This window comes from Pseudomonas sp. Eqa60, assembly GCF_018326405.1.
Taxonomy (GTDB): domain Bacteria; phylum Pseudomonadota; class Gammaproteobacteria; order Pseudomonadales; family Pseudomonadaceae; genus Aquipseudomonas; species Aquipseudomonas protegens.
Map to the genome: position 1 here is coordinate 2,552,111 of NZ_AP024342.1, position 14,905 is coordinate 2,567,015.

A 14,905-nucleotide genomic window follows, 5' to 3' on the forward strand; every position below is an offset into this window, starting at 1 on the left:
CAATAGAGGGCATAAAGGGATGTTTGTCTATCAGTCACGCGTGAAAGATCAAATTGTTGGCTCTGTTAAAGATGTCAGTGTTCATGCAGAGGGTGGCATCTACACGGATGCGATTTCGGGCATGTTTAACGTACCGTTCGGGTATTCGTGCGACCCCATCAAGCAGCATATTTCCAAAACGTTGACGGATCTGCCTTTCCACCCCAAGGATCATTTCTATTCGTCCGAGCTGTTTGAAACTTCAGAGCTGCTGCTCAAACGCGCCAAGATGGAAGATGGCGGCTTGCTGTATGTCAACAGCGGCTCGGAAGCCATCGAGTCGTCGATTGCCATGGCCTTGGAATATCACCAGCGCAAAGGCAATACGTTCAAGAAGAAAGTGATCTGCCGCAAGCACTCCTATCACGGCGCCACCTTGGGGGCCCACAGTATTACCGGCAGGAACGATTTCAAGGACCTGCGTTGCAGCGGTTACGACACGATTCGGATCAACCCGCCATTCCCTGTCGTTCACGAAGGTCAGGCGTTGGAAATGCACAGCGTGGCGGATGTGGAGAATATTATTCTTCATTATGGTGCGGAGCAGATCGCTTGCATTATTTTCGAGCCGGTCAACCATTTGAAAGGGATGCGGCAAACTCCCGGCGAGTACCTGATCGGTATTCGTGAACTGTGTGACCGTTACGATATTGTGATGATTACCGATGAAATCGTGACCGGCGCCTCTCGAACCGGAGAGTTCTTGAATACCCATCAGTTTGGGGTTTCTGCCGATATCGTCGCGCTCGGGAAAGGCATCAGCGGTGGTTATTACCCGGCATCCGCTATGGCGACATCCCATAAAATCGCTTCGGTGTTTGACAAGCCAGAGCCGTGGATCCCGTTTTCCTATTCGCATACCTATGCAAGCAACCCGGTTTCGATCGCGGCCATCAATGCGTCGATGCGCGTGCTGGAACAGATAGAGGCCGCAGGGCAGCTACAAAAACTCATTACAAAGACTCAGGCGCTGTGTCAGGAAATCGCCGGGAATGAGCGGATCGCCCGCATTGAATCCCACGGCTTGCTGATCGGCATAACCCTGGACTCAAGCCTTGGGGAGCAGGCAGGCAAGAAGTTGGGTGGGCTGTGCTTTGAAAGGAAGTTGATTATCCGAGGTGAGGAAGATTGGGCTTGCCTGGCGCCCGCCTACATCATGTCAGAAGAAACGCTAAGTGACGTGTTCGAGGTGTTGAATGAATCAATTAGTCAGTTATGACCTCGAGCCAGTTGCCAGCCTGTTGACGCCGTTATATGGCATTCGTCAAAGCGTGCATAAACGGAAGGCGTACCTGACGGACGATGAGTATGTGCGTGCCAATGAGGAAGTTGAAGTCGGTATTGCCGAGTCGTCGAAGTGCCAGACGATCAACGAACTGTCGGTAGCCATCGCCAGACAATTTACGCCGTTCTATTCAGACGTAAGGGTGTGCCTGGAGCGGATTCATGAAATTGCCGGTTACGGAACCCTGGCATCTTGCCTGTCGTCACTGAACATTGCCGAAGCACTGTTTGCATTGGAACTCTGCAATGCGGCAGGGGTGGCCAATCAGGATCTGGTGATTGGCAGGGGGCATATTGCGCCATTGTTTTATGCTTATCGTCATCTACTCAACGGTATGCCTTTGGCTTTTTTGGCTGCGGTTCACGACAAGATTCCGGCTGTTGTCAATAAACACTACGGTTTTGCCTACAGCATGCGGCATAGCCTGGGCGAGGGAGTGGGCATTGCGTTGGGGCGGGCCAATACCAATCGTGATGCACGTGTTATCTGTGTGGCGGGTGACGGTGAGTTGAACGAAGGGGTGTCTTTCGAGGCGATTCGCCTGATTGGCGAACTTGAGGTCAAGAACCTGACGTTGATAGTGGACAACAATGGCAGAGGGATTGACCCACTTCCCGGGAAGTTGAGGCCGGAGTATTTGGCCGCCTACTTCTCTGATGTTTATGAAGTGGATGGACACGACACCCAGGCGATCAGTGAACACATTCGCCAGGCAGAGAAGGACCATCGCTCGGCCGCGATCATCTGTCATACCGAAAAAGGCGTTCACTCCTTCAAACGTGCCAGCCATCAGAGTTTGATGACGTCAACGGACGATCAGCAGAAGAATGATCTGAGGAAAGCTTCCAGTTGCAGTCGAACGGCCGACATTATCGAAGAAGTTCGCTCAGGGGCACCTGTCCATGTATTCACCGCGGATCTGGCCGCTCGGTTTGGCCTTAAGTCATTGTCCGGTTATTGCAACACTGGCCTGGCCGAGTCAGCGTTGCTGACCTGCGCGATGGGGTGCCCGGATGATGAACTGAAGTTTGTCCTGACCGATGACAAGTATTACCTCAACGCGATAGATGTACTGCACTCTGCTTTGATTGCCTGTCGTAATTTGCATGTCATTGGCGCTCGGAAGAACGGTGTGTGGGGCGGCGCTACGTACGCCTCAACCGTATTCAGCTTGCTGACGGAAGAAACCGTATACGAACTGACAGACCCTCTCGATCTGTTGGCCTGTATTCATCGGCAGAAAGCACAGGGTGGAAACGGCCTGTACTTAATGTACGACCAGCCCATGGAAAGAGTGTGTGCCCTGAGAGAGAAGTACCGGAAGCTGTCTGAAGATATCTATATTTTTCAGCCCGAGTTTGCCGCCGGTTCATTGATAGTGTCATCGGAGTCGATGGCGTATGAAGCCTTTCAGGTCGCCACGACAAAAAGATGCACGCATATCCGGTTCCTGTCCGTTCGGCCGGATCTTGAGCTGGTTAAAGAGATGCTGAGCCAATGTGCCGAAATTATTGTCGTAGAACATAACAGTGGTCGCTTCAACCTGGCTGAATACATTGAGTCCAGGTTGCTGGTTCGAGTTCGCAAGGTCTTCAGTGATGCCTACGAGTGGCCAACAACCGAGACTTTCCAGGCAAATGTTGCACCTCGAGCACTGGGTGCATTGTTGGCTGATCCGCCGTACGCATTAGTTAATTAGACTTCACACGTTTAAATGCAGTTTCAACTACTTATTGGTTTTCTGAGCCCTGTATAGGGTTCGGCGGGCTTTCTATGGATTCAGGAGCAGTGGTTTATGACGCAGGGAAATAAAGCGCAAGGCAAGTTGTCCGGTAAAACCATGATCGTCGTGGGCGGTGCCAGAGGCATCGGCTCCGCGATTGTTGAAGTACTGGCCAAAGAAGGTGTTCATGTCTACATCTTTGATACCGACCGGACACCCAATGCAATCAACCACTATCAAACTCAGGATGTCAGTGGTTATCAGGCGGCTCGCACGCTGGCGGCGGATCTGGTGGAGCAAGGGCTTTCGGCAAAGGCCATTGCGGTCGACGCAACGTCTGAAGCCCAGGTCATAGAAGCCGTAGCGGGCGTTGTCCATGAGTCAGAGCACTTTTACGGCCTGGTCAACGCCATTGGCAGCAGCCACCTGATCAACACGGTTGAATCATCGCTGAGCGAGTTTGACGCGATCGTGCAAACCAACCTTACAGCACCTTACCTGACGTCGCGTGAAGCTGCCCGTGCACTGATCCAGAGAGGCAAGGGCGGCGCGATCCTGAACATCAGCTCCATTGCCGCAAAAGTCGCCTTTCCTGGAATATCTTCCTACTGCGCCGCGAAAGCCGGGTTGCAGGGCTTCTCTGGCGCCTTGGCGCTGGAGTTGGCCACTCACAATATCCGGGTCAACTGCGTTTGCCCCGGCATCGTCAAAACCAATATGTGGAAGTACCTGGAGAACCGCCTCATCGAGCCCAACGAGTCGCTGGATGACTTGTGGGCTCGCATGGAGGGCCTGATCCCGTTGGGTCGTACACAGATCCCGGAAAACATTGCCCGGTTCTGTCTGGCGGTGCTTGAGAACGAAGACATCACGGCTCAATCCCTGTCGGTCGATGGCGGAATGAACCTGTATGGATGACACCGTTGGCACTACGCCTCTTTTGCGCGAAGACCCGAACACCGTACTGAGGATCAGTGATCGTGTGTTCGCTGCCGAGCATTGCGCACAGCTGCGTTATGTAGCGCCGGTTCTGAAAATGCGAAGCGAACCCGGTAGCGATTCGTTCAATATTCCAGGGCTTCATACGGTGGACAGCTTGGGCACTTTGCTCACGTCGGTGACGGGAGAGTTTGCCCTTGGCGCTGACATCAAGTTATTCAGCCTGGCCAAGTTTGATGCTGCAGGGCTCTTTCTTGAAGTCGGGCTGCACAAGCTGAAGTTCGGTGTTGAAGAGTACGGCAGCCACAAGAAGATCGTATCGGTGCATTCATCGCCCTATAGCGATGAAGTCAATGGCATCGAGGTAAACGATAAGCCTGTGCGGCTGTTCATTTCGCGAAGTGGGGATGTGTTCTCGTGTTATCTGAGTGGCTCTGAGGGTGCGGTGGTGTTTCATCGGGCGTTCTATGTGAGCAACTGCCCGGATGAAGTGCGCGTCGGGTTTAGTGTGCAGTCGCCCTTTTCCGAGGGAGCGGTCGGGGAGTTTTCCCGGATTGAAATATCCTCACAGTCCATGGGACTCATCAGAGAGTGAGCAGGTATGACGAGCAAAGACACCTGGTTGATAGTTTCTGATTTTGACGAGACGTTCATGCCGGTCTTGTCATCTCGAGAGGCGGATGCCGGGATAGACAAACTGGAAAGCTGTTTGAATCAACTGAAACGCAAGCACCACCTGTTGTTTGGTTGGGCCACGGGAAACAGTCAAGCGGTGGTCCTGGACAAGATGAAGAGATACCCCGAGTTTCCCTGGGACTTTGCACTGACCAGTCTGGGAACCGAGTTGTACTGGAATCACCCGGACAGTGTTCTGGAGGATGAGGGTTGGCCGTTACAAGGTACAGGAACCTTTCCAGAGCGGGTCATAAGGCTGAGCACCCTGTTCGAGCAAGAGGGTATTGAGTTGACGTTGCAGTCGGAGGCTTTCCAGCAAAAACGCATTCGGGGTTATTACTTGAATGCCGATGGCAATGAAGCGATCGCCATCGAGCAGATCCATAGACTCTGTTTGCAGGTGGGTCTTGAGGCCTCGATTACCTACGCCAGTGCCGCCGCCGGCGACCCTGAGAATGTCTACGATGTAGCCATCATGCACCCGGGGTGCGGAAAGAAGCAGGGGGTCGATTTCATCGTCAAGAAACATGAGATTTCCCCCGCCAGAGTCATCTCGTTCGGGGACAGTTGTAATGACATCGAGATGTTGAAGGCCTGTTCACATGGTTACCTGGTGGGCAACGCTTCGCATGAGGCCAGGCAGGCGTTTGATCGTGTTGTTGAGGGTTTTTATTGTCACGGCATCGTTGATGGTCTTCAACGGCATTTTTGAAATGGGATATGCATCTACATGGACAGTACAGGGCACACGGAGCATCACAGTGATAAACAGATATTTGATATCTACTTCGGGTTTATCAATACCTACACCTTGTTTTTTGCGGATGAAGTAAAACTGTTTGATCTGCTTGAAGGCAAAGCGCTGAGGCTGGGTGAAATCGGCTCGGCATTGGAACTGGCACCTCGGGCAGCACAGGCGCTTGTGGCTATGTGCACCAGTCAGGGGCTGCTTGAGAAGAGTGGGGAGTGCTATGGCCTGACGTCTTTGGCGCAAGCGTTTCTGACCCGAAAATCGGAGACCTCGTTCAGTGGGGTTCTGCAATCCGCACGCCACAAAGAAGATGCGTTCTCTTATGCATTCTTCAAAGAGTCGATGCTCAGTGGAGAGTCCGGGTTGTTTGGTGAGACTGATCTGTTTGAGAACAATGCGCAGGACCAGTTACACAGCGAAATTTTCACCAAGGCGATGCACAGTAAAAGCAAAGGACCGGCTAGGGCCTGGTCGGGTCGGATTGATCTGTCCGGGTATAGCTGTCTTCTGGATGTGGGCGGTGGTTCGGGTGTTCACTCTATTTGTGCGCTGGAGAAATGGCCTGAACTGAATGCCGTGATCTTTGATCTTCCCTATGTCTGCGATATTGCCGATACCTACGTCGAGCAGTACCGGATGGCGGGGCGCATCACAACCCATAAAGGAGACATCTGGGCGTCTGAGTATCCAGCCGCCGATGTGCATCTTTACAGTGATATCTTTCATGATTGGCCGCTGGACAAGTGTCTGTTTCTGGCCAAAAAGAGTTTTGATGCACTGCCCAGCGGCGGCCGTATCATTCTTCATGAGATGTTTTTTAATAAAGACAAGACCGGCCCACATAATGTCGCGGCTTATAACGCGAACATGTTGCTGTGGACCCAGGGTCAGCAATTGTCAGAGACCGAGATAAGGGAGCTGCTGACGATCGCCGGTTTTCGCGATATTACAGTTTCCCGCACGCAATACGGTGACTGGAGCCTGGCAACCGGAATCAAGTATTAAGGTTGCTGACAACCAATGCCCTGAGAGGGCGTTCTGATTGCACAGTGTGAACTCAATGTCCGGCGCATTCGCCCCGGACTTCACTTGTGTCTTCTTGCGGGAGATTAAAGTGATCCCAGTACGTTACCGTATTCTTTGTATTTACTCCGGCATGCTGGCGTTGACCCAGTATGAGTGGATGCGCTTTGCGCCTATCACGGATCAGGTGTCCACCCAGTACGGTATTACTTATGGGGAAGTCGGTTCACTGTCTTTGGCTGTGACGGCACTTGCATTACCGCTGGCACTTCCCAGCGGTGGCCTGATTGATCGGATATCGGTGCAAACAGCCTTGCGTATTACCGCCATTGCCATGTTGTTGGCGGCCTTGATCCGGGTGTTACAACCCCATTATGAATACCTGCTTGCCGGCCAACTGTTGTTCGGGTTTGTTCAACCCTTGACCATGTCGTTGCTCGTCAAGTTGATGATCACCTGGTTTTCTGAAGATGAACATGTGCGGGTCACGACGCTGTTCAGTACGGTGATTTTCCTGGGTATAGGCTCCGCGTTCATGATTGTCCCGTTGACGGAGGAGGGGAACGTCAGCAGTTCGTTGTTGATTGACGTCGCGATCCTGGGGCTGATTGCGCTATTGACCTTCATTTATGTCCCGCGAGATGGCCCTCTTGTGCAAACAACGTCCGCCTCGACCAAGTCCGGCGGGCGTTTACTGGCGGAGGGTATCGATTTATTGCGCACGGCTCCGTTCACGGCTGTTTTGCTGATGATTTTTTTAACCAACGGCTATTTCTCCGCCATTACGACATGGCTGGAGCCGATCCTGTTGCGTCAGGGGATCGATGCCCAGGTTTCAGGATTTATCGTTGTTCTGATGTTGGCCGGTGGTATCGCGGGGATGACGTTCATGCCTTTACTGGTGCGCAGCGGTGCAAGCGTGGGGGGCATTCTGTCCGGGGTTTCATTGTTGGCAGGGGGAGGCACGGTACTGCTTTTCACCTCGGGTTCCCCTTGGATATTGAGCCTGGCAGGGATCGTGATCGGTGCCGCGCTGTTATCTCCGCTGCCTCTTCTGCTGCAACTGATAGCCGACACTGCCGGACTCTCCAGGTCTGGGACGGCGACCTCAATTTTCTGGTTAGTCGGCAATATTGGCGCCACGATAATGATCGCGACGTTGGGGGTTATCGCCGACCACGGTGACTGGGGAATGGCAGCGGTATTGCTGTGTCTGGTTCTGGTCGTCCAGATAACGATTTCTCTCATGGGCTTTCGAATGGTCGGCGCTAGCACTACCTGACTTCATACGGTTCTGTGTAGATATCCGTTGCTGCGGTCATGGCCGCTTAGGGTTTCGCTCTTACAGCGGGTCACTTTGGAAAAAACCGGAATGCCGGCCCAGCCCAAAGTCAGCAAAGGGCTCCTGCCCCCGCATCCGGCGCCTCGCCTAGGCTCGGCGTTCCCTCACTTCGGCATTGCTCCCGGGGGCACGCCGCCACAGGCCATCCATGCCCAGCTGCCCCTGCTCAGGGCGAAGGCGGCATACGTGCGTTTCAAGCCGCACTCCGCTTCAACGTTGCCAGCAGGCCGCGAAACGCTTGCACACCTCAAAGCGCTGATCCAGATCGGCCATGCGTGCCTGATGTGCGCTCAGTGTTTCCTTCAGCAGTGCTTGCTGGGCTCGGTAGTAATACTCCAGCATTTCATTATTGGTCGACATTGCCTTGCTACGGTCGGCCGCTTCGCTGTCGGGCAGCAGTTCCTTGATCGCCGGGGTGTCGAGCAGGCCCAGACGGTTGGTGTAGTAGTCCTTGTACAACTGCAATGAACGGGCCTTGGTGCCACTCATCTCTTTGGCGAACTGCTCCAGGTTCTGCTGGTATTCAGTCCAATAGGCATCGGGCAGGCTGAAGTCGAGGCGCCGTTTGCGTTCCGCTATGGATTTGTCGAGCAGTGTTTTCTGGACCGAAGGGGAATCCTCGGCGTCGGGCTTCATTTTCGCGATAACACTCGCGTCGACGATCTGCGCGATCAGCGCTGCACGCTCCGCTGACTGCGGTTGTGCTTCGGTGGGCTTGGGGAAAATAGGGTTGTGGCCGGCGCAGGCGGGCAGGCCTTTCTTGGTCAGCACGATCGGCGAACGCACAGTCTTGCCATCGATCTGGCGCAGACGGCTAAGGGTGACCTGGCAAGTGCGACCTACTTGGCGGAAGTCCGCTTCGTACTCGCCGCCGCTCTGCGGGGTGAAGTTGAACCCCACGGTGCACACGCTGCCGGTGCTCAAGGTATTGGCTCGCGCGAATAGCTCATGGCCCGGTTGCAGCCGCACTTCCAAGTAGGCCTTGGCATCCTCGGGTGCAGCGGCACTCATGTCTGCCCGTCGCCGGGTATTGGCGCTGAACAGGTTATTGAGCAGCCCCGTGGTTTGGCCGCCGCAGTGTTCGGCATCGAACAAGTCGAGCGTCGAGCTGTCACTGCTGCTGATAAAGCGCAGCTTCGCCGCATCGGGGGCACTGGCGTCCGGGTAGGTGCCATTGAAACTGCACCCGCCAAGTACCAGCGCGGCAATGCTTACAGCGCCACGCACGCGCCATTGGGAAAAACAGAACATGTTGATAGATCGTCCTTGATGCTCGAGTGGGCGAAAGGCCATCATGCTAAAGAAGGCAGTCGCCGCCGTCCAGCGCGCCTGTCGTCCCTGAATTTTCTGGGGATTTTCTTTGTCTCCCACCGAGGTAGCGGAATGTTTGGCTCGCGCAACATCTTTGCAATTGGTCTGATTGGATTACTGGCCGGTTGTTCGTCAATGCCAACTGAAATGGCCTTGAATTCACCCGTATACAACGCGCAAAACGCGGGCCTAGTGGTCGGCGCGCTGCTGGAAGGCGGCCCCTACGGAACCTACCTTGAGTTTCGCGATATCAAGAGCGGCAAGACTTATGGCTGGGGACCCAAGGATGACTACTCGGCATGGCTACCTGCCGGTGACTATGAAGTGAGCCGCCTGGGTCACCGTCGCGGGGCCATGGGGGCTTACTCCAAACCGCTGCGTTTCACCGTCACCCAAGGGCAGCTCAATTACCTTGGCGAGATGGTCTACGGCTGCTCGGCCGTCGCGCAACCGGCTGCGGTGTACGGCGTATTGAACTGCGGGGCCCTCGCGCTTGGCGAATGCACCGTCCCTAGCCCTAACGTGAACGTATGCGTGGTGGATCGCCAGGATCAAGCGATCAAGCATTTTTTGCAGCAACACCCCGAGCAAGCCCCTTTGCCCGTGCGTAACGCGGTCATGTCGGCAGCAGCCTCTGGATCGAGTGTCCGCTTTCCTTAGGCTTTGTACGAAAAGCCTTGGTGCTCGGTGATGCTGCGTTACTTTCGATACTCATGCGCATAGCTGCAAATAGGGTCCTGGTTATGGGCCCATAGTTTCAAGGGGCGAGGGTAGTTGATGAGTACAGTGTCGCGGTTGAATGAGCTGCTTGTTGATCACTGCCTCTCATCATTCGAAACCTGTAGCCGCTGTCGAGCGCAGTGAGGCTGCGCACGAGGACGCAGTCCTCGCCAAACCTGCCGATGCTTTTCACCTGGCTGCATACGGTTTTGTGTACATATCCGTTGCTGCGGTCACGGCTGCTTAGGGTTTCGCCCTTACGGCGACTCACTTTTGAAGAGCGCAAAAGTAAGCAAAACGCTCCTGCCCCCGCATCCGGCGCCTCGCCTAGGCTCGGCGTTCCCTCACTCCGGCATTGCTCCGGGGGCACGCCGCCACAGGCCATCCATGGCCTGGGGCGGCTAGCTCGGCATCCATGCCGAGCTGCCCCCTGCGCAACGCCTACGTTCGGCCTTCTGGAGGGGGCAGGAAGATCAAGATCAAAAGCCAAAGCAAGATCAAAGGCCGGGCCAAAGCCAAGCGCGTTTTACGCGCTGGTTGAGTTCAATGGCCTTCAAGCCTCTTGCGCTGTTCGCCACTGAATCACCTCCAGCACCGCGCAACCCTCCCGGGTGAGCAGATGCACCCCTCGGGTGACCCGCGTCAGATCGCAGTCGGCAATGTCTTTCAGGTTAAGGGTGGACAGCGTGTCCATCAGATCCCGCACCACGGTGAAACGATGGGCCGCACTGCTGGCCAGATCGTTCAGAGAGGCTTGGGTGTCGAGGTAGAAAACGGCTTGGTTGGCGTCGTGGGTGTCGACGGCGGTAAAGCGCGAGAGTGGCTGGTCATTCATCGGTACAGCTCCTGTTTATGGAGCAATCACCTGGGTTGCCGACGACGAAGAAAATGACCGCTGTGCGCGCCTATGACGACCGGAGAATCACCGCGCACAGCCGTCATAACATCCTGTCGCGGCACCGGAAAGGCGACTGCAAAGGTGTTGTGGACGCTGATGTTGCGTTGTAATTCGACCGGCCAAGGTCGTCGCGGATGTTGCTGCGAGGGGGAACTATAGGGGCGGGGTTTGAGGGCGACAACCGTGCATTTGGTGAGATGTTTGAGCGGTTATGTCGTAACAATTAGCGACTGTTGAATCAGGTGAGTTGCCCATGACCTTGTGGACAGACTTGAAAGGCAGCTTTCGGCCAAAAGCGGCCGGTAGGACTGCTGAGCTGAGTTACTGCAGGTGCCTGCCTGATGGCGAGATGCCCCGCTCCGGCTAGGCTGAAGATACTTCAGGGAGGGCATGCGAATGAGTCAATATCTATTGAACTTTGCCAGAAGCCACTTGAGTGGCAAATCGGATGGTTATCTGGCCCTTCTCTGGTGCATAGCCAAGGCGAGCCAGGATCGCGGACGCTATTCAGACCACATCAAGTCCTATCTCGCGTCGAACGCTGACCAACTACTGAATACTAATTTTCAACGTATTGGTGCGCTGTTTAAAAGGGGGCTGGAGTCTAGGCCGGAACTGGACTGGGTGGCGCTTTCAGGCCTCAGCCCATTGCTGGATTTGCAGGTTAAAAACTTCAGGGGCTTCGGCGAGTTGAGTGCGGATGACAGGGGATGCTTTCTGCGTTTTAGCAAAATGAAGAACATCTTCTACGCACCTAATGGTGGGGGGAAGTCTTCGCTTTGCGAGGCGATTGAGTACGGCACGACCGGGCATATCAAAGAAGCAGATCGCCGGAAAACGAAGGTGAAGGCCTATATTGCGAGGGGCAGTGTAAAGCCGACGCTGTCGTTGGTGGGCCGGGACAGAAAAGCCGTGACCAAGAGTCTAGCTTGGTCAGCGTGCTTCATTGATCGCAACCGTCTTCAAGAGTTCTCATTGCTCGGCTCTAAGGATACTGGGAGCGCTGAAAGCGATGTAGTGGCCAGCCTCTTCGGCCTTGAAGAGTTTCAAGAGGTCATCGGGCGGTTCGTGAAACCGGAGAGCTTCAATCTCACCCAGTACTTGAAGCCAGACCAGGCCGAAGCGTTGACCCAGGTTGAATTAGACCGAAAAGACCTTCTTGCCGAACGCCAGGGTCACTTCAAAAGCATGACTGAGATCAATGACCAAGTATGCGAGGCGCTCGGTCTGCAGTCGGATCAGCAATCTGCTGTTCGAATTAGATTTTTGCGGCTGAAGAGCGAGATTGAGCTGAAGATCCGCAAGGCTGAGCAACTGAAACTTGCAGAAGCTCCGGTCGTTGATTCTTTCGTTCGAATCGAGCGCGCAGCACGTGCCGCTCGCTACCTCCTTGCCCGAAAGTCGAGGATCGAGGCTCTTTTTTTTAAAAGTGCCAAGGATGTTAACTACGAAGCCGTTTACTTGGCCATTAAAGACCTGGGCCAAGTGGAAGAAAATGGCACCTGTCCAGCATGCTCTACTCCGTTGCAACTCGTCGTGGAGAACCCATTTGAAAAGGCAAAACGAGAGCTTCAGGCCTTAAGCCGGCTGGAGCGCTTAAGAGCTGCTGACCAACGCAATGACGAGAAGATTCTTCAAGTCGTTAGAGCGGTGGCCGCTGGGCTTATGGGAGTCGAAAAGAACACCCGGCTGGATATCCCTTGTCGTCTTCATCTAGACGACCTCAAAAGCGAACTGGCCAACCTCCAGACATCTGCCGATCGAGGAGCGTGTGCGGCATCCGTGCTAAGTCACTTTGACTCGCTTGTTAGAGATGAGGCAGCCGAGATCGAGACCTACCTACAGGCTTGTGAACAGAAGGCCGAAGTGTTTGCGCAAGCTTCGGAGGAGATCTCCCGCTTGGGTAGTTCGGTCGAGTTACTCCAGCAGAAGCAAGATGCAATCAAAGACCTGTTTGGTGCCAAAAATACCTGCAGAAAACTGATTGAGACTGCAGGCAAAAAAATCGCGGGCCTCATTGTTCGACGAAATAGTTTAAAACGTGATGATGCCGATACGGCTCGGTTCAATACCCTCATTCGTCAGTTGCAGGATGAGTACAGCAACCTCTATCAAGATCTGCAGGGGTACAAACTACACCTTGAGAAAGCACGTATTACTGGGATCGAGACGAAAGCGGCTGAGTACTACAAAGCCATCAACGATCATGACGATGAGCATGAGCGTATTGATTCTATCCGCTTCGAGAAGATCAACGACAACTATCGAATCAAGATCAGCGGTGCAAACGGCACAGTGCAGGATGCTTTCTCGGTGTTGAGCGAAGGGCACCTTCGTGTGCTCGGCCTCTCGCTTCTGCTGGCAATGGCAGAGAAGAATCAGCTCCCACTGATTGTCTTCGATGACGTCGTGAACGCGATCGATAGCGATCATCGGTCGAACATCATCGATCTATTCTTCTCTGACCGTTACCTTCGGCGTACTCAGATGGTCGTGACGACACATGACCGTCTGTTCTGGGAGCGCTTCTGCATCATCGCTGATCGGCACCCTCAAGCCGATCAGCATACAAGTTGCGTTTTGAGTTATACGAACAAAGGCATCGTGGCGCTCGACCACTCCGGTGGGTTTCAAGGCAAGGTGCACGATGCATTGCGCGTTTATGACGTGAGGCAGGCATTGATCTATTGCCGGATTTGGTTCGAGTCGATTGTGATCGAGTACTGCCTGGAAAATGCCGTGTTTATCACTGCTCAGTTCGGTAAGTCTCAGCTGAAGAAGAACGTATATCTGCAGGTCAGCTTGGAGAGAACCTTCTCACTGCTCGAGCCGGTGCTCGCTTACGATCCTGTCCACTTCAATCTGATCAAAAATGATCTGGTGAACTGGGCCGGCCAGAACCAAGAACACCACGCATTTGATGAGGGAAGTTTAAACTTCGTACATTCAAAAACCAGTAAGGAAGTGGTCAGGATCTACGACGCGATTCGCTTACTTGAATGCCAGCTTTTCCCTCTCAAGAAGGAAATTGCATGTAAGGCATTGCTGGTTGAAGTGAACGATAAGATCGATCAGTGGGTAGGGAAGCTTGCCAAACTTGCCCAGGCCCCAGAAGGGGTGCAAAAGGACGCTGAGGCGCGCCTGAGACTCTTGCGCAGGCGGGCAGATGAGCTGACTCAGGAGCTAGCTTACATCGCCGTCTGCCTTGCCGAGATGGCCAAACTGAATCTGCCAAACGGCCAGATGCAGCCGGATAATGAGCTTTTGGAAGAGGAAGGGTAGGAAGCAGACGTCCGCTTTTGGCCGATAGCAGTCTTTCACTAAGTGCAGCAATAAATACCTCTACTTAAGCTAAACAGGCGCCGCACAATACGCGGCGCCTATCCACTCAATGCACAATCTGCGCAAGAAACGCCTTAGCCCTCTCACTCTTCGGCGCCCCAAAAAACTCCTCCGGCGGCGCATCCTCCACAATCCGCCCCCCATCCAAAAACAACACCCGCTCCGCCACCTGCCGCGCAAACCCCATCTCATGGGTCACGCACAACATCGTCATGCCACTCCCCGCCAACTTCACCATCACATCCAACACCTCACTCACCATCTCCGGGTCCAGCGCCGAAGTCGGTTCATCAAACAACATAATCTTCGGCTCCATGCACAACGCCCGGGCAATCGCCACGCGCTGTTGCTGCCCACCTGAAAGCTGGCTCGGGTACTTATTCGCCTGATTCTCAATCCCCACCTTGGCCAGAAACCCCCGGGCCAGTTCTTCAGCTTTTTTCCGCGACAACCCGCGCACGGTCATCGGTGCCAGGGTGCAGTTGTCCAGCACGCTCATGTGCGGGAACAGGTTGAAGTGCTGGAACACCATGCCCACTTGGCTGCGCACTTGCGCTGCTTCGCGGGTGTTTTGCGAGAGGTCGGTGCGGTCCACCAGGATCTGGCCTTTTTCGGCGATTTCCAGGCGGTTGATGCAGCGGATCAGGGTCGATTTGCCGGAGCCGGAAGGCCCGCAGAGGACGATGCGTTCGCCCTGGCGCACCTTGAGGTCGATGTCGTGCAGGACGTGGAAGGCGCCGTAGAACTTGTTCAGCCCGGCAATATCGATCACCACTTCACGCGGGTCGGCAATGGGCTGGATGGGCGCTTGGGAGGCGGCGGGAAGCGGGGCGGTCTGGGTCAGCATGGCGGTTCTC

General features: G+C 54.5%; 12 protein-coding genes. 9 read left to right on the forward strand and 3 right to left on the reverse strand.

The genetic code is table 11. The annotated features are described in order from the left end of the window. The first annotated feature begins 19 nt into the window (after positions 1–19). The 7 genes from KI242_RS11685 to KI242_RS11715 all read left to right on the forward strand — a co-directional run bounded on the left by KI242_RS11685 (position 20) and on the right by KI242_RS11715 (position 7,717). Positions 20–1,258: an aminotransferase class III-fold pyridoxal phosphate-dependent enzyme gene (locus KI242_RS11685; protein WP_041117182.1), complete on the forward strand. Its 1,239-nt coding sequence runs from the start codon at positions 20–22 to the stop codon at positions 1,256–1,258. Beyond that, on the forward strand, positions 1,236–3,023 hold the full coding sequence (locus KI242_RS11690; RefSeq protein ID WP_220802792.1) for a 1-deoxy-D-xylulose-5-phosphate synthase N-terminal domain-containing protein: 1,788 nt from the start codon (positions 1,236–1,238) through the stop codon (positions 3,021–3,023). Before KI242_RS11685 ends, KI242_RS11690 begins: the two co-directional genes overlap by 23 nt. A gap of 96 nt (positions 3,024–3,119) precedes the next feature. Beyond that, on the forward strand, positions 3,120–3,965 hold the full coding sequence (locus KI242_RS11695; protein ID WP_212806168.1) for an SDR family NAD(P)-dependent oxidoreductase: 846 nt from the start codon (positions 3,120–3,122) through the stop codon (positions 3,963–3,965). After that, positions 3,958–4,581 carry a DUF1349 domain-containing protein gene (locus KI242_RS11700; RefSeq protein WP_053157465.1) on the forward strand — a complete coding sequence of 208 codons (624 nt, stop codon included), beginning with the start codon at positions 3,958–3,960 and terminating at the stop codon, positions 4,579–4,581. Before KI242_RS11695 ends, KI242_RS11700 begins: the two co-directional genes overlap by 8 nt. 6 nt (positions 4,582–4,587) lie before the next feature. Further along, positions 4,588–5,373: an HAD-IIB family hydrolase gene (locus KI242_RS11705; protein ID WP_123397578.1), complete on the forward strand. Its 786-nt coding sequence runs from the start codon at positions 4,588–4,590 to the stop codon at positions 5,371–5,373. 18 nt (positions 5,374–5,391) lie between these two features. Then, entirely contained in the window at positions 5,392–6,417 is a 1,026-nt protein-coding gene (locus KI242_RS11710) for a methyltransferase (RefSeq protein WP_015634989.1), read from the forward strand. A gap of 55 nt (positions 6,418–6,472) precedes the next feature. Next, positions 6,473–7,717 (forward strand): MFS transporter, encoded by a 1,245-nt coding sequence (locus tag KI242_RS11715; RefSeq protein ID WP_244868187.1) that lies wholly within the window; start codon positions 6,473–6,475, stop codon positions 7,715–7,717. 270 nt (positions 7,718–7,987) lie between these two features. Here the strand turns inward: KI242_RS11715 and KI242_RS31755 are convergent, their stop codons facing one another. Next, a complete protein-coding gene (locus tag KI242_RS31755) occupies positions 7,988–9,148 on the reverse strand; it encodes a hypothetical protein (protein WP_244868188.1) in 1,161 nt (386 codons plus the stop codon). Between the two features lie 12 nt (positions 9,149–9,160). Between KI242_RS31755 and KI242_RS11725 the strand changes: the two genes are divergently transcribed. Further along, entirely contained in the window at positions 9,161–9,748 is a 588-nt protein-coding gene (locus KI242_RS11725) for a hypothetical protein (protein WP_042942434.1), read from the forward strand. Positions 9,749–10,361: 613 nt separating this feature from the next. Here KI242_RS11725 and KI242_RS11730 read toward each other — a convergent pair. Beyond that, on the reverse strand, positions 10,362–10,643 hold the full coding sequence (locus tag KI242_RS11730) for a hypothetical protein (protein ID WP_169894011.1): 282 nt from the start codon (positions 10,641–10,643) through the stop codon (positions 10,362–10,364). Positions 10,644–11,102: 459 nt separating this feature from the next. Here KI242_RS11730 and KI242_RS11735 point away from each other — a divergent pair, with 459 nt between their 5' ends. After that, the gene (locus tag KI242_RS11735) at positions 11,103–13,988 is read left to right on the forward strand and encodes an AAA family ATPase (RefSeq protein ID WP_169894013.1); all 2,886 of its coding nucleotides are present in this window, start codon (positions 11,103–11,105) and stop codon (positions 13,986–13,988) included. Positions 13,989–14,094: 106 nt separating this feature from the next. Here the strand turns inward: KI242_RS11735 and KI242_RS11740 are convergent, their stop codons facing one another. Further along, the gene (locus KI242_RS11740; protein WP_053157479.1) at positions 14,095–14,895 is read right to left on the reverse strand and encodes an amino acid ABC transporter ATP-binding protein; all 801 of its coding nucleotides are present in this window, start codon (positions 14,893–14,895) and stop codon (positions 14,095–14,097) included. Between the last annotated feature and the right edge of the window lie 10 nt (positions 14,896–14,905).